The organism is Caulobacter sp. KR2-114, assembly GCF_049446115.1.
In the GTDB taxonomy this organism is placed as follows: Bacteria; Pseudomonadota; Alphaproteobacteria; order Caulobacterales; family Caulobacteraceae; genus Acaudatibacter.
The window spans coordinates 1-23,887 of the sequence record NZ_JBMSEC010000001.1; the positions used below are offsets into that span (position 1 = coordinate 1).

Here is a 23,887-nt window from a genome sequence, read left to right on the forward strand (position 1 = left end):
GTGCCGTTGGTGGTCACGCTGACCGAGCCGGCCGTGCCGGTGTCGGAAGCGTTGATCGAGGCAAAGCCGCCCGTGCCCGAGCTGACGTCCGTGCCGGCGCCGGTCAGCACCGTCACCCCGCCGGTGTTCGCCACCGCGTTGATGCCCGCGCCGTTGGTCGCCTGGATCAGCGCCGCGCCAGGCGACACCGTCGCCGACACCGCGCCCGACCCCGTGGCCGTGACGTCGATCGCCGCGCCGTTGGTCGAGGTCACGTTGCCGCCCGTCGTCGCGGAGGCCGTGCCGTCAACGGACGCGACCACGATGCCGCGTCCGTTGTTGTTCGTCACGGCGGTCGTGCCGAGGGTGACGGTGGCGTTGCCCGTGCTGCCTGTCTGCGCCAGGACGCCCGCGCCGCCGATCACGCCGTTGGTGGCGGTGATCGAGCCCCCGGTGAAGCCGTCGACGGTCGCGTTGCCGGTCCCGGCCACCGCCTGGACGCCCACGGCGCCCGTGCCGGTGACGGAGATCACATCGCCCGCGCCGCCGGTCACATGCGCCGGGCCGCTGCCGCTCAGGGCCACAGCCTCGACACCGACGCCGCCCGTCGCGGCGGCGCTGCCGACCGTGATGGTGTTGGTGGCGCCGAGGGTCACGCTCGCGCCGTTGCCGCCGATGTCGTCGGTCCGCGCCTCGATGCCGATGTCACCGTTGCCGCCGGTGGCGCCCACGCTGATGCCGAGGCCGGCGTTGGTGGTGACCGCCGCGCTGGCGTCGTTGTTGCCGAGGCCGCCCGAGCTGACCACCTGGATGCCGGCCAGGCCGCCGCCGGCGCCCGTCACGTTGATGGCGCCGCCCGTACCGTTCAGCGTCACGCTGGCCGTCCCGCCCAGGCCATGATCGTTGACCACGATGCCGCTGCCGTTGGTGGCGGTGACGGACGCGCCGCCGTTCATGACGACGGTGTCGGTGCCCCCGGTGAGGAAGTCGTTGCCGGTGACAGTGATGCCGTTGCCGTTGGTGGCGGTGATCAGGGCGCCATTGTTCACCGTCACGGTCGCCGCGCTGGAACCGTTCTGGGTCACGACGATGCCGCTGGCGCCGGAGACGTTGGCGTCGGCGGTGGCCGAGGCCGGACCGCTGATGCCCAGCGTCCCGCCGGTCACCGAGATGCCCACACCCGTGCCGCCCTGCACCGCGCCCTGGGCGTGGACGGACGTCGAGCCGGTGCCGACGTTGGAGACGACGATGCCGCCGTTCGCGCCGGTCACGGCGCCCGTGGTGACGCTGAGCGGCTGGTTCGAGCCCGCATTGTTGATCTTGGCGATGATGCCCGTGCCGCCGGCGCTGGTGACCGTCGCGCCGCTGACGTCGACCGTCACCGCGCCCGTGTCGCTTTCCGCGTCGATGCCGGCGCCCGTGCCGCCCGTGGTGTGGATGACCGAGCCGGGCGCCGTGGCGGTGACCGTCACCGCGCCGCCGCCGGTGGACTTCACGTTCAGCGCGGCGTTGTTGCCGACCGCCCCGGTGGAGGTCACCACCGCCGTCGCGCCGATGGTGGCGGTGTTGGAGCCGTTGACCGAGGTCTGGTTGATGCCGCCGTTGGTGCCGGTGACCGCACCACTGTAGGTCAGGTTGACCGTGGCGGTGCCGGTGACGTTCACGTCTGCGGCGTAGTCGCCGCTGATGTTGCCGGCCAGGGTCCCCGACACGTTGCCGGTGGAGTTCACCGCCAGGCCCGTACCCGAACCGGAGCCGTGGATGGCCGAGCCGGCGGAGGTGTTGACCGTGGCGCCGCCTGTGCCGGCGAGGATGTTCACGCCGTTCTGGTTGTTGCTCGCCGTCACCACCGACGTACCCGTCTGGGTGAACGAGTCGGTGTTGCCGATCAGTTGCACCGCGCCGGTGCCGAAGTTGTTGCCATTGACGTTGCCGGCCAGGCTGGCCGTCGCGACGCCCGTCCCCGTGCCGCCGGTGGTCAGGCGAACGTTGCCCGTCACCGTGCCGTTGTTGGTCAGGGTGATATTGCCGCCGGTCGAACGATCATCCACGCCGTAGTTGGCGCCGGCGACCGTGACGCCGGTGTTGATCGTCGTGTTGGTCGTCCCCGTCGCGGCCGAGGTTTCGATGCCGTCGACCGCATTGCCCGTCACGTTGGCGCCGGCCGTCACGATGATCGTGCCGCCGCCCGTCGTCGTCGCGAAGAGGCCATCCGTCGCGCCGGTGACCGTCATGGCGTAGGCGCCGCTGGCCCCGCCGTTGGCGATCTGCACATTGCCGCCGTTGCTGACCACCGCGATGCCGGCATCGCCGGAACCGGAGGAATTGATGCTGCCGCCCGAGAGGCCATCGACCGGAACATAGACCGCCAGGTTCTGCGCGCCGGTCGAGGTCAGCAGCACGCCGCCGTCGCCCGCCGCAGAACCGTTCACCACCAGGTTGCCCGACAGCGCCAGGTTGGTGCCCGTGGTGTTCGACTTGAAGCCGATGCTGTTGATCGGGCCAGGACCGCAGATGATCGTGCCGCCGGTCGAGGTCGCCGGCGCGCTGTATGGCCCGGGGTTCTGGGTGCAGGTGGCCGCGAGCGCGACCGCTGGGGTGAAGGTCGTCAGGGCGACGCCCCCGACACCGGCCAGTAGCGAAGACGCCACGAACGAGGACGTGGCGAGCAGCGAGACCCGATTACGGACGGAAGCGCGGCTAGAACGAGACATGCTTTTGAAGCCCCTCAGCGTTTCTTGGGCACATTGCGTGCGGGCACACCGCTCCCAGGGAACGGTGTTCGATCGGGCATCTACAGCCGGTTCGGCAAGCTGCGCAACAGGCTATCTCTGCCACGGCCCAGTCTTTCCACAGCAGAGCGAAGGATATGGCACACGGCATGTCAGCGGCCCGCGAAGTTACGGGCAGGCAAAACTAATCCTCCGGAGGGCAGAAAATCTGCTCACTGAGGCCGCGCGCTCTGCGAACTGGATATCCGCCCGCCTGAGAGGGCCGGCAGACCTCTCTTCGGGACCAGCATGCGCGCACCGACTCGCCACCGTACGTTGCTGGCCGCTATGGTGGGCGCAAGGCCAGGCCTCGCCGCGAAAAGATGGCGGGGCCGTGGTTGTGGAAGGCTGAGGGGCGCTACGACCCGCGCCGAACGAGGAAACGAAATGATCACCCTCTACGAGCACCCCCTCTCCCCCTACGCCCAGAAGGTGAAGATCGCGCTGCGCGAAAAGGGCCTGACCTTCGAGCTCGCCATGCCCGGCGGCCTCGGCGCCGGCGGCGCGGCCGGCCAGTTCGTGGACGCCAATCCGCGCGCCGAGGTGCCGGCGCTGATCGACGACGAGACCGCCGTCTTCGATTCCACCATCATCCTGGAATACATCGAGGACAACTGGCCCTCCCCGGCCCTGCTGCCGCACGGCGCCGGCGAGCGCGCGCGGGTGCGGATGATCGAGGAGGTGATGGACACCCACTTCGAGGCCGTGAACTGGGCCATGGGCGAGATCAACTGGTTCCGCCGCGCCGAGGGCGACCTTGCCGAGCAGCTCAAGGCCCGGGCCGCCGAGCAGACCCAGGGCTTCTATGCCTGGCTGGAAAAGCAGCTCGGTTCGCGCGACTGGTTCAACGGCGCCGAGTTCGGCTGGGGCGATCTGTGCGTGGCGCCGTTCGTCGGCACGGCGATCGGCGTCGGCCACCGGCCGGCCGAGGGCTCGCCGCTCGCCGACTGGTGCGCCCGCGCCTTCGCTCGCCCGTCGGTGGCCCAGACCATCGCCGAGAGCCGGGCCTTCGACGGGGCCCTGACCGACGTCGCCAGCCTGGTGCGCCAGGGCCTGTTCAAGCGCGAGTACCGCGACCACCGCCTGGAATGGATGATCAAGGCCGGCGGCGTGGACGTGGTGCTGAAGGGCCTGGAGGCCGGCAACATCCGCTTCTCGCCGGACTTCGGCTGAGGGGCGCCTCCACCCTAGTCCTCGAAGATCGCCACCGCCCGCGTCCAGCCGGCGGAGGCGCCTTTGATCTTCACCGGAAAGCACGCCACCTCGAAGCCGAAGGCCGGCAGCGCCTCCAGGTTGGAGAGCTTCTCCATCTGCCAGTACGGGATCTCGCGGCCGGCCTTGTGGCCCTCCCAGATGATCTTCGGGTCGCGATCCTCGGCCCAGCGCCGCGCAGTATGGCTGAACGGCGCGTCCCATGACCAGGCGTCGGTGCCGACCACCCGCACCCCACGCTCGGTAAGATACAGCGTCGCCTCGCGGCCCATGCCGCAGCCGGCATGGATGTACTCCGGCTGGCCGAACACCGACCCGGCGCGGGTGTTGACCAGCACGATGTCCAGCGGCTGCAGCGCGTGACCGATGCGCGCCAGTTCGGCCTCGACGTCGGCGGCGGTGGCGACGTAGCCGTCCGGCAGGCCGCGGAAGTCCAGCTTCACCCCCGGACGCAGGCACAGGTCCAGCGGCGTCTCGTCGATGGCGGGCGCGGGCCGCGCCCCGTGGTCGGTGGTGGAATGGAAGTGCCAGGGGGCATCCATGTGCGTGCCGTTGTGGGTGGAGATGGTCACCGTCTCCACCGCCCAGCCCTCGCCGTCCGGCAGGTCTTCGGCGGTCAGGCCGGGGAAGCTGCGCGCCATCTGCGGCACGGAGTCGGCGTGCCGGGTATAGGTGATCTTCGGCTCCATGCCCGGCGGGTCGGAGGGCACGCCCACTTCCAGGGCGATGGACAGGTCGACGAAGCGGCGGGCCATGGGGCCTCCCTATTGCGCGGCGACGGCGTTGGGGCCGTCCAGTTGCTTGGTCAGGCGCTTCGGCGCCACGGCGCGGTAGCTCTGGGCGATCCAGCCGCGCAGCGTCTGGTGATCGATGGCGTCGCCGGGCTGGAACACGGCGTGGACCCAGCCGGACTTGCCAAGCCCGTGCCCGGCCTTGCTCACATAGGGCAGGGTCAGGGCCATCTCGGCGGAGATCGGCAGCTTGACGGTCAGGCTCAGCACGCCCGGCGGCGAGGCCGCCCCGCCGAAGAACACGAACACCTTCTTGCCGACCTTGACCACGGTGTGGTCCCACGGATGGTCCTCCCACCCGCCGGGAAAGCCCAGGGCGTAGGCGATCAGCGCCTGCTCGGCGGCCTTGGCGGCGTCTTCGGCCATCGCGTTCCTCCGCCGCGGAGTAGCGCCCGCACCGGCTTTGCGGTCAAGCGGCCGGACCGATCAGGTCGTCCACCGCTTCCAGCCAGTGGCGCACCGGCGCCGGCGAAGTCTCGCCCAGGTGCATCCAGCAGCCGATGTTGGCGGTGTAGACGGCCGAGGGGCTGTGGGCGTTGAGGGCGGCGACCTTGGCCGCACGCAGCGGCTCGGCCATGTCCGGTCGCAACAGGGAGTAGGCTCCGGCCGAGCCGCAGCACAGATGGGCGTCGGCGACCGGCTGCGGCTGGTAGCCCAGCCGGGTCAGCAGGCGGCCGATCCGGCCCGGCAGGCGCAGGCCGTGCTGCAGGGTGCAGGGCTCGTGCACGGCGATGCGCGGATGGGCCGGCGCCGCCGTAGCCGGCAGGTCGGCGTCCTCCAGCACCTGGATCGGGTCGCGCAGGGCGGCGGCCACGCGGCGGGCCTTGTCGGCATAGGCCGGGTCGCCGCGCAGCAGGTCGGGGTAGTCGGCGATGAACGCCGCGCAGCCGGAGGCGTTGACCACGATCGCCTCGGACCCGGCGTCGAGCTCGCCGATCCAGGCGTCGATGTTGCGGCGGGCGAAGGCCCTGGCCTCGTCCTGGGCGTCGAGGTGGAAGCTGAGCGCGCCGCAGCAACCGGCGCCCGGCGCCTCGCCCAGGCTGATCCCGCAGGCGTCGAACACCCGGGCGGTGACGGCGTTGAAGTGCGGCGCGGCCACCGGCTGCACGCAGCCGCCCAGCTGCGTCATGCGCCGGACGTGCTGGCGGGCGGGCATCGACGGCGCGGGCGGCGGGGCCTTGAGCTTGGCGGCGAGCGATGCCGGGAGGGCGAAGCGGAAAGCACGGCCCAGAGCCATCAGCGGGCGCAGCCGGCCCGGATGGGCGGCGACCTGGCGCAGCGCCCAGCGCTTGAAGCGCTCGGGCCAGGGGCGCGGGACCTGGCGGGCGACCACCTCGCGGCCGACGTCCAGCAGGCGGTGGTATTCCACGCCGGAGGGACAGGTGGTCTCGCAGGCCCGGCAGGTGAGGCAGGCGTCGAGATGGTCCTGGGTGATCGGGCCGGCCTTCTGCCCCTCCAGCACCTGCTTCATCAGGTAGATGCGCCCGCGCGGGCCGTCGAGTTCGTCGCCGGTCAGCTGGAAGGTCGGACAGGTGGCGTTGCACATGCCGCAATGCACGCAGGCGCGCAGCACCTCGTCGGCCGCCTGGCCTTCGAGCGTCGCCGCGAACTTGGGGTCGAGGGTGGTGCGCATCAGAGATCCGGGTAGAGGCGGCCGGGGTTGAGGATGCCCCTGGGGTCCAGCGCCGCCTTCAGGCGCTTGTGCAGGGCGTGCAGCGCGGGCGCCAGCGGGGCGAACGGCGTCTCGGCCGGCCCCTCGCCGAAGAAAAGAGTCGCGTGGCCGCCGGCAGTGGCCGCCGCCACCCGCACCCGGGTCGGATCCTCGCCCGCGGCCAGCCAGCGCTGGGCGCCGCCCCAGTCGATGAACATCTCGCCCGGCAGGTCGACTGTGGACAGCGGCGGCACGGACAGCCGCCAGAGGCCCTTGGGCGGGGTGAACACCGGCAGCGCCATGTGCCGCACGGCGTCCCAGAAGCCGGGCGCATCGTCCTGGCCGCCCAGCTCGGCGCGCGCCGCGGCGACCGCCGCCTCGGGGCCGGACAGGCGCAGGTGCAGCCGGCCCTGGTGGTGGGCGGCCGCAGAGAGCGGCAGCGGCCGGCGCATCAGGCCGGCGATGCGGCCCTGGGCCTCGCTCCAGCCCATCTCGAACGCCAGGGCGGCCTCGGCCCGCGGACGCGGCGCTACGCGCAGGGAGATGTCCAGCAGCACCCCCAGCGCCCCTTGCGCCCCGGCCATCAGGCGGAAGGCGTCGAAGCCGGCGACGTTCTTGAACACCGTGCCGCCGAAGCGCAGCCGCCGGCCGAGACCGTCCAGGATGGTCACCCCCAGCACGCTGTCGCGCACCGCGCCGGCGAAGGGCCGGCGGGGACCGGAGAGGCCCGCGGCCACCACGCCGCCGAGGGTGCTGGCGGGCCCCGTGGAGGGCGGTTCGAACGCCAGCATCTGGCCGCCTTCGGCCAGCACCGCCTCGATCTCCGCCAGAGGCGTGCCGGCGCGCGCGGTGATCACCAGCTCGCTCGGCTGATAGGCGACGATGCCGGCGTGGCCGGCCAGCGGCAGGGGCTCGCCCGCGACCGCGCGGCCGTAGAAGGCCTTGGTGTCGCCGCCGACCAGCCGCAGCGCCTGGCCGGCGTCGGCGGCCGCGCGCACCCGCTCGCCCAGATCGTTCGAGAGGTCTGCGTCGGCCATCAGAACCGCGGCAGCTCGGGGTGCGGCAGCTCGCCCCTGTGCACGTGCATGGCCCCGTACTCGGCGCAGCGCGCCAGGGTCGGGATGGTCTTGCCCGGGTTGAGCAACCCCTGGGGATCGAAGGCGGCCTTGATGGCGGCGAAGGCCTCGACCTCGTCCGGGGTGAACTGCACGCACATCTGATTGATCTTCTCGCGCCCCACGCCGTGCTCGCCGGTGATCGAGCCGCCGACCGAGACGCACAGCTCCAGGATCGCCCCGCCCATGGCCTCGGCCCTTTCCAGGTCGCCCGGCGCGTTGGCGTCGTACAGGATCAGCGGGTGCAGATTGCCGTCGCCGGCATGGAACACGTTGGCCACCAGCAGCCCATGCACCTCCGACAGCCGGCTGATCTCGCTCAGCACGTGCGGCAGCTGGTGGCGCGGGATGGTGCCGTCGATGCAGTAGTAGTCGGGCGCCAGGCGTCCCATGGCCGGGAAGGCCCCCTTGCGCCCGGCCCAGAAGGTCTTGCGCTCGGCCTCGTCGCGGGCGAGCCGCACCTCGGTGGCGCCCGCCGCACGGCAGAGATCGGCCACCCGCGCCAGCTCCTCGCCGACGTCCGCCTCCGCCCCGTCCAGCTCGCACAGCAGGATCGCCTCGGCGTCGGTGGGGTAGCCGGCGTGAGCGAACTGCTCGGCCGCCCGCAGCGCCGGGCCGTCCATCATCTCCAGGCCCGCGGGGATCACCCCGGCGGCGATGATGTCCGCCACCGCCGCGCCGGCCTTGCGCACGTCGTCGAAGGCCACCAGCATCACCTGGGTGAAGCTGGGCAAGGGCGTCAGCCGCACGGTGATCTCGGTGATCACGCCCAGCAGCCCTTCCGAGCCGGTGATCAGCGCCAGCAGGTCGAAGCCGGGCGTGTCCAGGCACCCGCCGCCCAGGGTGACCAGATCGCCCGCCAGGGTGACCATCTCCACCTTCAGGATGTTGTGCACCGTCAGGCCGTACTTCAGGCAGTGCACGCCGCCCGCGTTCTCGGCCACGTTGCCGCCGATCGAGCAGGCCAGCTGCGAGGACGGGTCGGGGGCGTAGAACAGGCCGAGCGGGGCCACCGCGTCGGAGATCGCCAGGTTGCGCACCCCCGGCTGCACCACCGCCGAGCGGGAATCGGCGTCGATCGACAGGATGCGATTGAACTTGCCGAGGCTCAGCAGCACGCAACCCGGATAGGGCAAGGCGCCGCCGGAGAGCCCGGTGCCGGCGCCGCGCGCCACCACCGGGACGCCCATCTCAGAACAGGCTCGCAGGATCGCCTGCACCTGGACCGTCTGCGTCGGCATGGCGACCACCGCCGGCAGCACCCGGTAGCCGGAGAAGCCGTCGCTCTCGTAGGGGCGCAGGCCCTCGGCCTCGGTGATCAGTCCGCCAGCCGGCAGGATGGTCCGCAACCGCGCGATCAGCGCCGCGCGGTCAACGGGGGCGAACGTGGGATCCAGCCGGTCGTCGAACGTGTCGAGCATGGGTCTGGCTTAGCACGGGACGCCCGCGTGGCGAGCCCCCTCACCCAACCCTCTCCCCCAAAAGGGGGCGAGGGCTCGGAGGTCGAACGGTTCGCTGGAAAAAGCCCTCGCCCCGCTCGCGGGGAGAGGGTTGGGTGAGGGGCCGGCGCAGACCTCAGCTGAAGCCGAGCGACTTCGCCGCGGCCACGTGGGTGATGTGGCCGCCCTGCACGTTGAGGCCGGCCGCGAAGCCGGGATCGTCGGCGAAGGCGCCGTCGACGCCCTTGGCGGCCAGGTCGGAGATGTACGGCGCGGTGGCGGCGTTCAGGGCGTAGGTGCTGGTCAGCGGCGCCGCGCCCGGCATGTTGGCCACGCAATAATGGATCACCCCGTCGACCACATAGGTCGGATCGGCGTGGGTGGTGGGATGGCTGGTCTCGAAGCAACCGCCCTGGTCGATGGCGACGTCCACCAGCACCGAGCCCGGCTTCATGTTGGCCAGGTCCGCCTGGGTCACCAGCTTGGGCGCCCGGGCGCCGGGGATCAGCACGCAGCCGATCACGAGGTCCGCGGTGGGCAACGCCTCGGCCACGGCGTCATGGGTGGAATAGGCGGTCTTCAGCCGGCCGTGGAACTGATCGTCCAGTTCCTCGAGGCGCTGAGCGGAGATGTCGTAGAGGGTGACGTCGGCGCCGTGGCCGATGGCCATCTGCGCCGCGTGCTTGCCGGCGACGCCGCCGCCCAGGATCAGCACCCGCGCCGGCAGCACGCCGGGCGCGCCGCCCAGCAGCATGCCGCGCCCGCCGGCGGGCTTGAGCAGGTTGATCGCCCCCACGTCCACCGACATGCGCCCGGCCACCTGGCTCATCGGCGCCAGCAGCGGCAGCCGGCCCCAGCGGTCGGTGATGGTCTCGTAGGCGATGGCGGTGCAGCCGGAGGCCATCAGCCCCTTGGCCTGGTCCGGATCGGCGGCCAGGTGCAGATAGGTGAACAGGATGTGCCGCGGCTTCAGCCGGGCGATCTCGACCGCCTGCGGTTCCTTGACCTTGATGATCATCTCGGCCGCATCGAACACCGCGTCGGCGGTCGGCAGGACCTGCGCGCCCACGCCAGCGTAGACGCTGTCGGCCAGGCCGATGCCCGCGCCCGCGGCGGCCTCGACGAAGACCTCGTGCCCCTCTCGCACCAGGCGCTGCACCACGCCGGGCGTGGCGCCGACCCGGAACTCCAGGGTCTTGATCTCCTTGGGGATGCCGATGCGCATGGACGAGGTTCCTCCGTTGGGCGGGCGCCTCATAGCATGTGGGAATTCATGCCGTCACCGCCAAAGTCGTGAGAATTCACGACCCGGCTTTACCGATCAGGGCACAACAAATTTTCACCTCGATACAGCATCGCGCAATGAGATTGCGCATCGCGGCGGCAAGCGGGCCTCAGGCCGGCAAGGCGCTGACCTGCCCGTCCACGGTGTTGGTATAGCGCTTGGGCACCAGCAGCAGCATCGGCAGGATCAGGGCATAGACCATGATGGTGACGATCACCGCGGTGTTGAACCCCCCTTCCTTGTAGAGCCTCGCGCCCAGCAGGTCGCCGCCGCGGTAGGCGAACCAGTAGGTGCTGATCAGCAGCATCATCATCGTGCCCTGCAGGCCCTTGGGCGTCACCCGGATCGCCAGGTCGACGTAGGCCCCCTGCCCCAGGCCCCCGAGCACCCCCAGCGCCACCGCGGCGACCAGCGAGTCGTTCACCGAGTGGATGAAGAAGAACGGCGCGAACTGCGGGATGGCCAGCAGGGTGCCGATCCACAGCAGGGTCGAGAGCTTCAGCTTGCTGCACAGCCAGCCATAGGCGGTGATGACGGGGATGAAGCCCAGCGAGAACAGGGCGTACCAGAGGCCGACCTGGGCGTCGCTGGCGTGCAGGTCGTTGGACAGGTGGTACTGCAGGGCCACCCCGCCCGCGGGGCCGAACTGCCAGAGCACGTAGATGGTCAGCACCACGTAGATCGGCCAATGTCCGGCCAGGCGGCCGACGTCGGCGAGGAAGGTGAACTGGCCGCGTGTGGTGACGCTGGAATCGAACAGTCGCCGCGGCCCGAACAGGCCGAACAGCATGACCGCGAACATCAGCCCGGCGCCGACCAGGAAGATGGCCCGCGCCGCCGCGGCCGCCTGCTGCCCCTCGAGCGACTGGCTGAGGAAGCCGCCCAGGGCGTAGGAGCCGGCGTCGGGCAGCAGCGAGGCGAGGTTGACGATGGTGCCGGCCATCCCGGTGACCGCGTTCTTCTGGCCGATGGCGGAGGTCAGCGCCCGTGCGGCGCTGGAGCACAGCATCAGGCCGGTGGAGACCAGCAGCACGCCGAACAGCAGGGTCGCGTAGCTGGGCGGCAGGAAGGCGACGAGGCCGAAACCCGCCGCCGTCAGGGCGCCGAAGATCGACAGATAGCCGCGGTCGCCCAGGCCGAACGGGTTCCAGCGGTCACGCAGGAAGCCGATCAGGAAGGAGAAGATCAGCGGGATCGAGGCGAACAGGTTGAAGTTGGCCACCGCCTGGGCGTCGAGGTGCAGCTTGTTCTTCAGGAAGAAGGTGATCGGCAGGCCGATCAGGCCGACGGCCGGCGAGGCGAACTGCAGCAGCACCAGCACGACGCCGCCGCTGAGCAGCACGCCTATCCGCTGCAGGGTGCTGGCCGGGGGCGCGGGGTGCGGCGCCTGGTCGGGGATGGCGGTGACTTCGATCGGGAGCGCCACTTCGGCCAAATCCGCCTCCAACGTGCTGGTTGCGGGCACGCTAGCAGCGCGGCCACGGCGCGCCACGCAAAACTTTGTCCGTGGCGTTCAGGCGGGGACGGCGGCGTCGTCGGAGGCGCCCGCCGCATAGTGGCGCCACAACAGGGCGGCGTTTGCGCCGGCGCCCAGCACGGTCAGCCCAATCACCGCCGACAGCGGCGCCCCGGCCGCGATCAGGCCGGCGGCGGTCAGGCAGCCTGCGGCGCACCCAAGGTCCCAGCCACCCTCGATGGCGACGTGAAAGCGCAAGGCGCAGGGCGAGGCCTTGGCCAGGTTGTAGACCGCGGTCATGGTGGCGGCGACCACGGGCGTGGCCACGAACGCGCCCAGGGCGTTGGCGCCCACCGCCAGCCACGGCGAGCCGACGCTCGCCGCCCGCAGCAGGGCCGCCACGGCGAACACCAGGTTGGCGATCAGCGCCGCCCGCCGCCCATGGCCAAGGTCGATGAACCGGCCGGTCATCAGGCCCGCCGCGGCCCCGGCCAGCGCCGCCAGGGCGGCGGCCCCGCCGTAGGCCGCCAGGTTGCGCCCCAGGGAGATGAACAACACGACCTGCCAGACGAAGAAGAAGCACGCTGCGGTCCAGCCGTCGGCCACGAACAGGGCCATGGCCATGCGCGCCTGCGGCCGTTCGGGGGCGGGACGCCGTTCGATGCCGATGTTCGGCGCGCCGAGCAGTGGCAGCGCGGAGGCCGCCTGGATCAGGGCGACGACGCCGAAGCCGCCCAGCGGGCCGAACCGGGTCAGCATCCAGGCGCCCAGCAGCGGCGCGACGACGCCGACTGCCGCGGCGGCGGCCTCCCGCGCGCCGATCTGGCGGCCCCGCGCCTCGGAGTCGCCCAGGGCGGCGAAGAAGGCGTGGTAGCAGGGCCAGTAGAGGGCGTCCCCCACCGAGGCCATGACCACGGTCGCGGCCAGCCAGCCGTCGACGCCGCGCACCTGCGACAAGAGCGGATACTGCGCCCCCATCATCAGCGCCCCGGCGATCAGCAGCGGCTTCAGGCCGAAGCGCCGGGCCAGCGGCAGCACCCCCTGGCGCGCGCCATAGCGGCAGGCCACGATCGCCACCTGGGTCAGCAGGGTCACGGGCACGGAGACCCCGGCGTGCAGCAGGTAGGCCAGGAAGAACACCCCGCCCGCGCCCATGGCCAGCGCCTGGATCGCATAGTGCAGGTTGGCGCGGTTCACGGCGCTGTTGGTCAGGAAGGCCATTGGCGCTCCGGCGGATGGCCGCCGTTTCGAGGGGATCGCAGACCGCGAGCGCTATCGCATCGTCGGCGGCAAGGCGAGTTACAACGCCGCCATCCGGGCGCCGCCGATTGCCGCCGCGCGGTTCCGCCGGCGCCGGGAGCCTAGCCGCCGTAGCGCGCGGCTTCTCCGGCCGGCGCCGGCGTGTCGCCCAGCGCCTTCGCCGCCCAGTCGAGATCGTCGAGATAGGTTTGCGCCACGCCCAGGTGCACCGGCGACAGCATCAGGTGCAGGCCCGGCGGCTCGGACGTGGTGGAGGTGAACCAGCCGCGCTCGCGCAGCTTCATCCACAGCGCGCCCGGGTTGGTCATGCCGGAATAGGCGATGAGACCCAGTTGCGGGCGACCCTGCACCTGGTAGCCGCGGGCGCGCAGTCCCGCCTCGATGATCTCCCGCGCGTCGGTGACCTGCTTGTGCCGGGCGCGGTAGCCTTCGACGCCAAGGTAGCTCATCACCGCATAGGCGGCGGCGATCGCGCCGCCCGGCCGGGTGCCGGCCAGGGTCGGGGTGACCATCCGCCCGCCCGGCCAGTCGCGGAAGTCGAAGATCATGGCCTTGTGCAGCTCGGCGGAGCGGAACAGCACGGTCGAGGCGCCCTTGGCGCAGAAGCCGTACTTGTGCAGATCGGCCGACATCGACGAGACCCCCGGCACGGCGAAGTCGAAGTCCGGGATGTCGCCGCCGTTGAGGCGCACGAACGGCGCCGCATAGCCGCCGACGCAGGCGTCGACGTGCAGCCACAGCCCCCGCGCCTCGGCCAGCCGTCCCAGCTCGCCGATCGGGTCGATCAGGCCGTAGGGAAAGCATGGGGCGGAGCCGACGATCATCACCGTCTGGCCATCGGCGGCGGCATCGATGGCGGCGGGATCGGCCAGCAGCTCCTTCAGCGCGACCCGGCGGACCTCGATCTCCATCAGGGCGGCGGCCTTGTCGAACGCCAGGTGCGCCGAGCGCGGCAGGACGATGTTCACCGGCCCGGTGACGCCCCGCGTCCTGCGCGCATGATCGCGGGCGGCCTTCAGCGCCATGGTGATGCTGTCGGTGCCGCCCGAGGTGATCGAGCCGGCCGCGCCCTCGGGCGCATGCAGCAGCGACAGGCCATAGCCGATCACCGCCTCCTCCATGCTCTTCAGGCTGGGGAAGGCCGAGGGACCAAGACCGTTCTCGGCCATGTACATCGTATAGGCCGCTTCCTGGACGGCCTCGATGTCCTCGCCGGCGTTGAACACGTAGACGGCGGCCCGGCCGTGGCGCCAGTCGACATCCCCTCCCCCCATCGCGGCCATGCGGGCCTTCAGTTCGGGCCAGGCTTCGCCCGCTTCGGGCAGGGATGCGCGCATGTCAGACCGTCGCCTTCCTTCGATTTCGCGGCTCTTCCACCAGGGTCAGCAGGATCATCAGGCCCATGATCAGGAACGCGATCGAGACAGAGAACATGGTGCTGTAGCCGAGCTGATGGACGATCACACCGCCGATCAGCGGTCCAATGGCCGCCGTTATGCCCTGGGCGGTCTGGGTCAGGGCCAGTCGCATGGCCATGTCCTCCCGCGTGCCGAACTCGAGGACCATGGTTTGCGAGCTCATCATCTGGCCGGATAGCGCGGACCCCAGGCCGATGTAGCTGACGAAGATCCACAGGACCACGCCGCTCATGCCGGCGCCGTGCAGATGCACGAACCAGAGGTCGATGGCGTAGCCCGGGAGGTGCAGGCTGGGCAGCTGCCTGGCAAAGATGAAGACTGCCGTGGCCGCGATCCACAGCATCACCGAGCCGATGAAGGTGGTCCGGAAGCCGAATCTGTCGCCCATGTAGCCCCAGCCCATATTGGTCAGGGTGTCGGCCAGCAGGAACGCCAGCGTCAGTCCTGCCTGCAGGTTGCCGTCGACGGTGACCAGTTTGGCCGAGGCGCCGATGAAGAACGGGATCGCCATCCGCGCCGCCGACGACAGCAGCTGGGCCAACATGAAGAACTTGAAGCTCTTGTCGGCCATGATCAGCTCTGGGAAGTCCTTCATCCGCGCCAGAACGCTGGTCTTCTCGCGCACTGTGGGCGGCTCCGGCTCCTTCATCAGCAAGGCCAGGGCGGTCAGGCCCGCGCTGGTCAGGATCACGGCGAGGAAGAAGGTCGTGGCGTATCCGTTGCCGAACAGATTCTTCTGGATGATGTAGCGCCCGGCGACGAACGACAGCGCGGCGGCCACCAAGCCGCCGATGACGTTGCGCAGCGACTGGAGGATGCCGCGCCGCTTGATGGGGATCACCTTGGCCAGCAGCAGCTGAAACGCCACGCCCTGGGCGCCCTGGAAGAACCCCATGAGGAACAGGAAGATCAGGGTGACGATCAGCATCAGTCGCAGGTTGCCGGTGAGGAACCATCCGGCCAGCGAAATGCCGAGCATGCCCAGGCGCATCATTGTGCCCATCAACATGGACACCGGCAGCACCCGCTTGCGGTGCTCGATGTTGGCGGCGCCGACGATGGGCGAAACCACCGCGCCCACCTGCTGGCAGAAGCCGCCAAGGCCCACGATCAGCGGCGAGCCGCCCGAGATGTGGCCAAGATAGGCCGGCAGAAAGGTCGGGGCGTTGAACAGGCGAAAGCCCGTCATCCCCAGCATGCCGTGCATGAAATGGCCGGCGAAATTGCGCGGCAGGTTATCCCAGACAAATTTCTCGTATTCGGCTTCGGCGGCGGCCGCGGCGTCCAATTCGCTCGTCGCAACCGCCTGTTCTTCAATCACAGCATCGGTCAAAGCGTTTCCTTCTCTATGGCGCCGTCCTAGCAGGAATCCCGCGCCACGGAAGTCTCGGTGATCGCTGTTAAGCGTGCCGCCCTCGTCGGCCGCGCCTGGCCGGGGGCGCCGCCGACGCCGCGCCGCCGCAGCGCCAGCCGGACGGCGCCTTGGTCGCCACCTGCGGGTAGGGACACAGCAGCTGCCCCGGCGCGTCGGCCGGACCGGGCGCCGCGGGCGAACCGGCGCCGGCCTGCAGCGGCCCCGGGGCCTCGCCCACGGTCACCCAGCGGTCCAGCTGCGCCAGCCAGTCGACGTTCCCCGGCCCCGCCCCGCCGCCGCAATGCAGCATGCCGGGGACCATGTAGAGCCGGTAGAAGCCGTCCGTCGGCCCCATCGTGCGGCGCACGTCCTCGTAGTAGGCGATCGACAGGCGGGCCGGGATCGCCGCGTCGTTCCAGCCGTGGAACTGGATCAGCTTGCCGCCGTGCGCCTTGAACCGGCCGAGGTCGGGATCGACGGCGTCGAGATCGTGGCTGGTGCGCCCGCGCGCCTCGTCCAGGCCCGCCCCCAGGTCCAGCTTCAGCATGTCGTAGGCCGGGTCGCCGAAGGCCATGTACTTGAAGAAGTTGCTGCCGAACTGGTTCGAGCGCGCCTGGTCAAGGCGATCGCCCGAGGGGCCGGTGACCCAGGCCTCCCAGCCGCCCGGTTGCGCCTCGCCGCCGAAGGTCAGTCCCGGCATCAGCAGCTTGCCGCTGCGCGGGTCATGCAGCCCGCCGTAGATCGCCCGCGCCGCGCCCACCTGGGCGGCGGTCAGGCAGTCCCCTCCGTTCTGGCCAGGCCGGCACTGCGCCTGCCCGGGATCGAACCGGCAGGCCATGGGATCGACGATGTAGCTCCCGCCGCCGGCGCAGGCCTTCAGCGCCGCCGCCTGCAGGATCGCCAGCTGCGGCGGTCCGAGGTAGGCGTCCGGCGCGGCCTTCAGCGCCTGGGCCTCGAACGCCGCGTAGCCCAGCAGATGGGTGAAGTCGTAGGCGGGCGCGCCGGCGACGATGCCGTCGAAGTCCTCCGGCTGGCGCTGCGCGGTCATCAACGCCTCGCGGCCGCCGTCCGAACAGCCGTCGAAGTACGACTTGCCGGGCCCGACGCCCTTCTGCGCCAGGATCAGCGCCTTGCCGACGTCGGTGGTGACCTTCAGCGCCCGCCAGCCGAAGTCGGCGACCTTCTCCGGATGGCGCAGCGCCCAGCGCCCGTCCGTGCCCTGGTCCGTCTGGTGGCCGTCGTCGGTGGCGGCGGTGGCGTAGCCCTGCGCCGCCGCGGCCTTGATATAGGCGGTCGGAATGCGGCCGGCGAAGCCGCCGTTGCCGAACTGCACGAACTTGCCGTTCCAGGCGCCGCCCACCGGGATCCACACCTCGATGCGGATGTCCGAGCCCGGCGTCGGCTTGGCCGTGACCTGCAGGCGGCAGGCGTTGACGGTGTCGCTCAGCGCCTCGGTGGTGACCTTGGTCACCCCGGCGTGATCCAGGGCGATGTCGCGCAGGTCCGCGCACTTCAGCTCCCGCGCCGAAGCCGCCTGCGGCGACAGAAGCAGACCCGCCAGCGCCAGCACACCGGCGCCCAACCACCCAAAACCACGCATGACTCTGAACACCCCTCCCCGCCCGGTCCGACCCCGGCGCGCAGGACCCGAGTTTTCCCAAGCCTTGCCGCCAGCGCAAGGGGCGCGAACCCTCGTTCGCCCAGCTTGCCTCGCGGCGGACGCCGGGCCATCGTCCCCGCGCCCCTTTGAGGAGAACCCCATGCTCGTCTCGACCAGCAACGACGTCCCCGGCCATCGCGTGGTGCGCCACATCGGCATCGTGCGGGGGATCACCGTGCGGTCGCGCAGCGTGATCGGCAACTTCGCCGGCGGTATCCAGAGCCTGTTCGGCGGCAAGCTGTCGGTCTACGTCAACCTGGCCGAGACGGCCCGCCAGGAGGCCTACGACCACCTGGTGCAGCACGCCCAGGAACAGGGCGCCAACGCCATCATCGCCATGCGCTATGACGCCAACGAGATCATGGAAGGCATCACCGAGGTGCTGGCCTACGGCACTGCCGTGGTCGTCGAGCCGGCTTGAGCTTCATCTCCCTTCCCCCATCGGGGGAAGTACGGCCGAAGGCCGGGATGGGGGCTGAAGCGCGCCGGCCGAGCCGCAAGGGCCCGTTCTCCGCTGGAGCCCCCTACCCCCGCTTCGCGGGGACTTCCCCCAAAGGGGAAGAGAACGAGTGGCTCATCCGTAGAGCGGCGGGCGGCGGTCCTTCCAGGGCAGTTCCTTTTCCAGCTGGCCCGCCAGGCGATAGAGGGTCGCCTCGTCGGCGAAGCGGCCGGTGAACATCATGCCCATCGGCAGGCCGTCATCGGACTGCCACAGCGGCAGCGACACCGACGGCTGGCCGGTGAAGTTGAACGGCGGCGTGGTGGCGTAGGTGTCGGCCTGCCGGCGATCGAACTCCTTGAGCTCGACGGTCAGGGGGTTCAGCCAGTCGATGCGCGGCGAAGTGCGGCTCATGGTCGGCGTCAGGAACACGTCGAAGGTCTCGAACCGCTCCAGGATCTGCCGGTTCATCAACCGCAGCTGCTGCCAGCCCCAGAACGCCTGCTGGCCGGTGAGCCGCTGGCCGCCCTCATAAGCCCGCTGCGCCAGGGGCCCCAGTTCCCCGGGCTGCGGCTCGCGGCCCAGCCGTTCGACCCAGCGCTGGATATTGGCGGCGAAGTTCGAGGCGCTGACGGCGCCCTGGGCCCGGTAGAGCTGGCGGTAGTCGATGCCCAGGCCCTGCTCGAACACCTCGTGCCCGAGGTGCTTCAGGGCGTCGACGGTGCGGGCCAGGGCCGCGAGCATTTCGTCGCCCATCGGCCGACCGCTGGGCGTTTCGGCCGACCAGGCGATGCGCAGCTTTCCGGGGCTGCGCGACACCTCGTCGAGGTAGGGACCGTCCTTGGCCGGCGCCTGGAACGGGTCGGCGGGCTGGGCATAGCCGGTGGCGTCCAGCATGGCGGCGCTGTCGCGCACGGTGCGGCTGACGACGTGGTGCACGGAAAAGCCCATCGCCCCGTCGGAGACTTCGCAGATCGGGGTGCGGTCGCGGGTGATCTTCATCCCCACCAGGCCGCAGTTGGCGGCCGGAATGCGGATCGAGCCCAGGCCGTCGCTGGCGTGCGCCAGAGGGACCATGCCCGACGCCGTCGCCGCCGCGGCGCCGCCCGACGAGCCGCCGGAGATGTGCTCGGGATTCCACGGATTGCCGCAGGCGCCCAGCCGCTCGGAATTGGTCACGCCCGGGATGCCGAACTCCGGCGTGTTGGTCTTGCCCACCAGCACCACGCCCGCCGCGCGGTAGCGCCGCACCAGTTCGCTGTCGCCGGCGTCCGCGGCCACCTGGGCGTAGTTGGAGCCCGCGGTGCGCGGCCAGCCCTTCACCTGGGCGCCCAGATCCTTGATCAGGAACGGCACGCCCTTGAACGACCCATCCGGCAGCGGCCCGGCCGCGACCTGCCGCGCCTCGTCATAGGCCTTGTAAGTGACGGCGTTCAGCGCCCCGTTGTGGCGCTCGATCCGCTCGATGGCGGCCTCGACCAGCTCCGCGGGCGACACCTCGCCCCGGGCGACCAGGTTGGCCAGGCCGAGGCCGTCGTGGTTGGCGTAGTCTTCGAAGGCCATCGCGCGCTCCGCTGGGAAAGGGATAGCGCACACTATCGACCGGCGCCGAGCGCCGCGCCAGTCGCCAGGCTCAGGTTTTCGCGCCGGTCGGCGCGTCCTGGCCGACGAAGGCGACGCTGACCCCCTTCTTGACCGCCTTGCCCAGCTCGACCACGTCCCAGTTGGTCAGGCGCACACAGCCATGCGACTGCCGCTTGCCAATCAGAACCGGGTCGGGCGCGCCGTGGATGCCGTAGGTGGGCACGGTCAGGGCGATCCAGGTCGAGCCTACCGGATTGTTGGGACCGGGCGCGATCTTGAGCTTCCCCTTGGCCCCCTGCGGCGTGAAGGTCAGGCGCGAAGGGTCGTAGTAATAGGCTGGCCGGGGCGCGACCGCGGCGACGGCGAAGACGCCGCTCGGCGCCGGGCGCTCCGAGGAGCCCACCGAGGCCGGATACACTGCCAGCAGCTTGCCGTCGGCGCCGTAGGCGCGGACCTGTTCGTTGGTCTTGTCCACCTCCAGCCGGGCCGCCTGGAAGTCCCGCGGGCCGCTGCGCGGTGCGACCACCAGCAGCCGGCCGCCGGCCTGGGTCAGGTCCGCGCCCGGGTTCAGGGCCACCAGCAGCTTGGGATCCATGTGGAAGCGCTCGGCGAGTTCCTGCCGCGGGTCGGTGAAGCCGAGCGCCGGCAGCTTCGCCATGGCGCGATAGTCCTTCGGGATCGCGCCGATGAACGGCCCGGCCTCGTCGTCCGCGGAAATCACATAGGACTGCATCACCGGCGCGGCGTCCTGGCTGAGCGCCTGCCAGACGGCGGCGTCGAGCGCGCCGGTGGAGGCCAGGCCATGGGCGGCGGCGAAGGCCTTCAGCGCCCGGTGCAGGTTCTCGCCGTCCCGCCCGTCGATGGCGCCCGGCGAGAAGCCGGCGCGATCGAGTAGCACCTCGGCCCGGATCAGCACCGGATCGTAGCTCGCCGGCCTGGCCGCGGGCTGGGCGGTGGTCGGGACCGCCTGGTCGATGGCGAGACCGGCCGGCGGCAGGTTCGCATCGCTCAACGCCACATTGGCCGGCGGCGGCGCCAACACCGGCGCGGCCGAGGCCGAGGACGCCGCCAACGTCACCGGGCGGGCCGCCGTCGCAACCTCTGCCGGGGTCACGGACTTCTGAGAATGATCCTTGAAGTCGTCGCAACCGGCCAGGGCGCCCAGGACGCCGACAGCGGCAGTCAGACGAAGAACAGAAAGGCCGGCCATGGCGCAGCACTCCGAAGCAGGGATCAGGCTTGAACAAGCCCCCGCACCCGCCGGAGTTCCCTCGCCGGTCGGCGCGCCATGATCGGCCGCATGCTGCAGACCGTGGTGGCGGCAGGTTTCGTGCTGGCGCTGATCGCGCTCGCCTGGCGTTGGCTGACGGGCTCCCCGCGGCCGCCAACCGTCGCTCCGCGACCTCCCGCAGCCTTGGGCTCGATGGCGGCGCCAGCCCCCGCGCCGCGCCGGACCGCGACCTGCGAACCGGCGCCCGCCTTCGCCGCCGCGGCGGCGGCCAATCGCGCGAGCCTGGACACGGCCGCATGGTCAGCGCTCGGCCGACCGGAGATCGGCTGGAGGGTCTATGTCCCCCTGACGGCGCGCGAGATCGGCGCCGGCTGCGGCCCGGCCGAGGACGGCTTCGCCCAGGCGCTCGACGCCTGGCAGCGGGCGCATGGCCTTACGGGCGGCGGGGTGATGGACGAGCCGACGCTCAAGGCCCTCGACCTCGTCTGGCTGCGCCGGCGACCCTTCGTGGCGGCCACCGCGCACGGGGCGTGCCCGCCGCCCCCGGATCCCGCGCGCCTCGGCGACCTGCAGCCGGACGAGACCTATGGCGCCGCGCCGATCCAGCTGCGCTCGGACGCGCTGGCCGCCTACCGCCGGATGCTGGCCGCCGCGCGCGCCGACCTGCCGGAGCTGCGCGCCAGTCCGAAGCTGCTGACGGTCTTCTCGGGCTTCCGCGACCCCGCGCTCGACGCCGTGCGCTGCGCGGCCGCCGGAGACTGCGGCACGGTCACCCGCGCCAACTGCTCGGCGCATCGCACCGGTGTCGCGGTCGACCTCGACCTGGGCGCGGCGCCCGGCTTCAGTCCCGACTCCGCCCAGGACGCCAACCGGCTCTACCAGGCCCAGACCCCCGTCTATCGCTGGCTGGTGGCCAACGCCGACCGGTTCGGCTTCGCCAACTACGCCTTCGAGCCCTGGCACTGGGAATGGACCGGCGGCTGAGCGCAAAAAAAAGGGCCCGCCGAAGCGGGCCCTTTCCGTCGTCTGATCGGGCGTGAGGCCTACTGGTAGACCTCGAACAGGCCCGCGCCGCCCATGCCGCCACCGATGCACATGGTGACGACGGCGTGCTTCACGTTCCCGCGGCGACGGCCTTCCTGCAGCACGTGCCCGGTCAGGCGCGCGCCGGTCATGCCGTACGGGTGGCCGATGGCGATCGAGCCGCCGTTGACGTTGTACTTCTCCGGGTCGATGCCCAGCTTGTCGCGGCTGTAGAGGCACTGCGAGGCGAACGCCTCGTTCAGTTCCCACAGGTCGATGTCCTGGACCTTCAGGCCATGACGTTCCAGCAGGCGCGGCACGGCGAACACCGGACCGATGCCCATCTCGTCAGGTTCGCAGCCGGCGACGGCCCAACCCATGAAACGGCCGAGCGGCTTGAGGCCGCGGCGTTCGGCTTCCTTGGCTTCCATGATCACCACGGCGGCCGCGCCGTCCGACAGCTGCGAAGCGTTGCCGGCGGTGATGAACTTGTCCGGGCCCTTCACCGGGGCCAGCTTGGCGAGGCCCTCGAGGGTGGTGTCGGGACGATTGCACTCGTCGCGGTCGACCACGACGTCGACGATCGACTCTTCCTTCGTCTCCTTGTTGACCGTCTTCATGCGGGTCTTCATCGGGACGATCTCGTCCTTGTACTTGCCGGCCTGCTGGGCGGCCGCCATGCGCCGCTGGGATTCCAGCGAGTACTCGTCCTGGTATTCGCGGCTGATCTTGTAGCGCTCGGCGACGATGTCGGCGGTGTCGATCATCGGCATGAAGATCGCCGGGTACTGTTCGGTCAGCCTCGGGTCGTTGTTCTCACGCGCGCCGCCGCCGCCCGGGAAGCTCAGCGATTCCACGCCGCCGGCCACCACGCAGTCGGCGCCGTCGTCCATCACGTAGCGCGCGGCCATGGCGATGGTCTGCAGGCCGGACGAGCAGAAGCGGTTGACGGTGACGCCCGAGGTGGTGATCGGCAGGCCGCCCAGCAGGGCCACTTGCCGGCCCAGGTTGCCGGCGCCGTGCGCCACGTTGCCCATGTAGCAGTCTTCGACGAGTTCCTTCTCGACGCCGGCGCGCTCGACCGCGTGCTTCACGGCGTGGGCGCCCATGGAGACGGTGGGGGTGATGTTGAAACCGCCGCGACCAGCCTTAGCCAGACCCGTACGAGCGTAGGACACGATGACCGCTTCACGCATGATGCGAAAAACCTCCCTGGAGAACAGTTGTTCGAAAAATAACGATCCATAGGCCCGTGGCTACCGAAAAGCGACTCGATCCCTTTGCCGCTTGGGAGTTTTTGCCTTTGGGCTGACGTTTGGTGAACCGGCCCCGACGCCGGGGGCGCCGGCTCAGGCGGCCTGGGCCACCGGCGGACGGCCGATCCAGACCTGGTGGCTGCGGGCCAGCAGCTCGCCGCCGGCGGTGAACAGGGCGGTGCCGGAAATGCGACGGCGCCCCTGCTGCTCGATCGGCCAGGCCATGACGATGCAGGCCTCGCCCACCGCCGGCCGGCGCAGCACCTCGCAGGTCATGGTGCCCAGCAGGCCGCCGCCACCTTCGGTCACCACCCAGGCCACCGAGCCGGCGCAGTCCAGCGCGGCCCACAGCACCTCGGTGGGGACCAGGCCGGCCTCGTCGGCGAACGCCGGATTGGGCGTCCAGGGGCCGGCGACCAGGCCGGGCTCTCGGCCCGCCACCTGACCGGTGAACACGCGCAGGCCGAAGCCTTCCTCCAGCTTGTCGCCGCAGGAGAAGCAGATCGGGTGGAACGGCCGGTGCAGACCCGGGAAGCCGGGCGCGGCCGCCTTGGCCTCCTCGAGCGTCGGCGGCGCGGGCGGCGTCGGGATGTCGGAGATATCGCCCGGCCGGCCCTCGCCGATCAGGTCGCCCTCGGCGGTCTCCAGGCGCACGCCATCGCCGAACGGCTTGAGGAACAGGGGCGTGTTGAGCGGCGGCGGCGCGCGCAGCACGGCGGTGACCACGCCGCTGAGCGGCTTGGCCAGGATGCCGCTGACATAGCCGCCATTGCCGGAGTTGGGGGGCCCACAGAACTGCTGGGCGATCGAAATCTCGGTCGTCATCAAAACCTCGGTCGTCGAAAATGACTGGCGCGAATGAAGAGCGCCGGCAGGAAATCGGGCCTCAGAATTCAGAGCCGCGCCTAACCGTCAAGAGGGACTTCCACCCTCCCCTTCATGGCAGGGGAATCGCATATGGAA

General features: G+C 70.9%; 19 protein-coding genes. 3 read left to right on the forward strand and 16 right to left on the reverse strand.

The genetic code is table 11. The annotated features are described in order from the left end of the window. The coding region (locus ACO2Q3_RS00005; RefSeq protein ID WP_423304263.1) for a beta strand repeat-containing protein at window positions 1-2,693 on the reverse strand (2,693 nt) is incomplete at its 3' end. Between the two features lie 444 nt (window positions 2,694-3,137). On the opposite strand from ACO2Q3_RS00005, the gene ACO2Q3_RS00010 reads away from it, so the two are divergent. Continuing rightward, on the forward strand, window positions 3,138-3,923 hold the full coding sequence (locus ACO2Q3_RS00010) for a glutathione S-transferase family protein (protein ID WP_423304264.1): 786 nt from the start codon (window positions 3,138-3,140) through the stop codon (window positions 3,921-3,923). Window positions 3,924-3,937: 14 nt separating this feature from the next. Here the strand turns inward: ACO2Q3_RS00010 and ACO2Q3_RS00015 are convergent, their stop codons facing one another. The 11 genes from ACO2Q3_RS00015 to ACO2Q3_RS00065 form a co-directional block, all read right to left on the reverse strand. Continuing rightward, window positions 3,938-4,717 (reverse strand): cyclase family protein, encoded by a 780-nt coding sequence (locus tag ACO2Q3_RS00015; protein ID WP_423304266.1) that lies wholly within the window; start codon window positions 4,715-4,717, stop codon window positions 3,938-3,940. 9 nt (window positions 4,718-4,726) lie between these two features. Further along, a complete protein-coding gene (locus tag ACO2Q3_RS00020) occupies window positions 4,727-5,119 on the reverse strand; it encodes an MmcQ/YjbR family DNA-binding protein (protein ID WP_423304267.1) in 393 nt (130 codons plus the stop codon). Between the two features lie 43 nt (window positions 5,120-5,162). Further along, window positions 5,163-6,386 carry a glycolate oxidase subunit GlcF gene (gene glcF, locus ACO2Q3_RS00025; protein WP_423304268.1) on the reverse strand — a complete coding sequence of 408 codons (1,224 nt, stop codon included), beginning with the start codon at window positions 6,384-6,386 and terminating at the stop codon, window positions 5,163-5,165. Further along, complete coding sequence (gene glcE / locus ACO2Q3_RS00030; RefSeq protein ID WP_423304269.1) at window positions 6,386-7,441, reverse strand: glycolate oxidase subunit GlcE; 1,056 nt, start codon at window positions 7,439-7,441, stop codon at window positions 6,386-6,388. The genes glcF and glcE overlap by 1 nt, the downstream gene beginning before the upstream one ends. Next, the gene (locus ACO2Q3_RS00035; RefSeq protein ID WP_423304270.1) at window positions 7,441-8,940 is read right to left on the reverse strand and encodes an FAD-linked oxidase C-terminal domain-containing protein; all 1,500 of its coding nucleotides are present in this window, start codon (window positions 8,938-8,940) and stop codon (window positions 7,441-7,443) included. Before ACO2Q3_RS00035 ends, glcE begins: the two co-directional genes overlap by 1 nt. Before the next feature lie 154 nt (window positions 8,941-9,094). Beyond that, window positions 9,095-10,183 (reverse strand): alanine dehydrogenase, encoded by a 1,089-nt coding sequence (ald, locus tag ACO2Q3_RS00040; protein ID WP_423304272.1) that lies wholly within the window; start codon window positions 10,181-10,183, stop codon window positions 9,095-9,097. A gap of 169 nt (window positions 10,184-10,352) precedes the next feature. After that, window positions 10,353-11,669 (reverse strand): MFS transporter, encoded by a 1,317-nt coding sequence (locus tag ACO2Q3_RS00045; protein ID WP_423305635.1) that lies wholly within the window; start codon window positions 11,667-11,669, stop codon window positions 10,353-10,355. Window positions 11,670-11,756: 87 nt separating this feature from the next. Further along, window positions 11,757-12,920 carry an MFS transporter gene (locus ACO2Q3_RS00050; RefSeq protein WP_423304273.1) on the reverse strand — a complete coding sequence of 388 codons (1,164 nt, stop codon included), beginning with the start codon at window positions 12,918-12,920 and terminating at the stop codon, window positions 11,757-11,759. Between the two features lie 140 nt (window positions 12,921-13,060). Continuing rightward, complete coding sequence (locus tag ACO2Q3_RS00055) at window positions 13,061-14,296, reverse strand: pyridoxal-dependent decarboxylase (RefSeq protein ID WP_423304274.1); 1,236 nt, start codon at window positions 14,294-14,296, stop codon at window positions 13,061-13,063. Between the two features lies 1 nt (window position 14,297). Next, window positions 14,298-15,710: an MFS transporter gene (locus tag ACO2Q3_RS00060; protein ID WP_423304275.1), complete on the reverse strand. Its 1,413-nt coding sequence runs from the start codon at window positions 15,708-15,710 to the stop codon at window positions 14,298-14,300. 67 nt (window positions 15,711-15,777) lie between these two features. Beyond that, window positions 15,778-17,331: a tannase/feruloyl esterase family alpha/beta hydrolase gene (locus ACO2Q3_RS00065; RefSeq protein WP_423304276.1), complete on the reverse strand. Its 1,554-nt coding sequence runs from the start codon at window positions 17,329-17,331 to the stop codon at window positions 15,778-15,780. Between the two features lie 160 nt (window positions 17,332-17,491). On the opposite strand from ACO2Q3_RS00065, the gene ACO2Q3_RS00070 reads away from it, so the two are divergent. Continuing rightward, window positions 17,492-17,812, forward strand: coding sequence for a YbjQ family protein (locus ACO2Q3_RS00070; RefSeq protein ID WP_423304277.1), 321 nt, complete (start codon window positions 17,492-17,494; stop codon window positions 17,810-17,812). A 153-nt stretch (window positions 17,813-17,965) separates the two neighbouring features. Here ACO2Q3_RS00070 and ACO2Q3_RS00075 read toward each other — a convergent pair whose 3' ends face one another. Both ACO2Q3_RS00075 and ACO2Q3_RS00080 read right to left on the reverse strand, forming a co-directional pair. After that, the gene (locus ACO2Q3_RS00075; protein WP_423304278.1) at window positions 17,966-19,393 is read right to left on the reverse strand and encodes an amidase; all 1,428 of its coding nucleotides are present in this window, start codon (window positions 19,391-19,393) and stop codon (window positions 17,966-17,968) included. Between the two features lie 70 nt (window positions 19,394-19,463). Next, complete coding sequence (locus ACO2Q3_RS00080; RefSeq protein WP_423304279.1) at window positions 19,464-20,624, reverse strand: L,D-transpeptidase family protein; 1,161 nt, start codon at window positions 20,622-20,624, stop codon at window positions 19,464-19,466. A gap of 90 nt (window positions 20,625-20,714) precedes the next feature. On the opposite strand from ACO2Q3_RS00080, the gene ACO2Q3_RS00085 reads away from it, so the two are divergent. Then, the gene (locus tag ACO2Q3_RS00085) at window positions 20,715-21,629 is read left to right on the forward strand and encodes a D-alanyl-D-alanine carboxypeptidase (protein WP_423304280.1); all 915 of its coding nucleotides are present in this window, start codon (window positions 20,715-20,717) and stop codon (window positions 21,627-21,629) included. A 59-nt stretch (window positions 21,630-21,688) separates the two neighbouring features. On the opposite strand, the gene ACO2Q3_RS00090 is transcribed toward ACO2Q3_RS00085, so the two are convergent. Together ACO2Q3_RS00090 and ACO2Q3_RS00095 are read right to left on the reverse strand one after the other, a co-directional pair. Beyond that, complete coding sequence (locus ACO2Q3_RS00090; protein ID WP_423304282.1) at window positions 21,689-22,864, reverse strand: acetyl-CoA C-acyltransferase; 1,176 nt, start codon at window positions 22,862-22,864, stop codon at window positions 21,689-21,691. A 153-nt stretch (window positions 22,865-23,017) separates the two neighbouring features. Then, window positions 23,018-23,749: a hypothetical protein gene (locus tag ACO2Q3_RS00095; RefSeq protein ID WP_423304283.1), complete on the reverse strand. Its 732-nt coding sequence runs from the start codon at window positions 23,747-23,749 to the stop codon at window positions 23,018-23,020. Window positions 23,750-23,887: the final 138 nt, after the last annotated feature.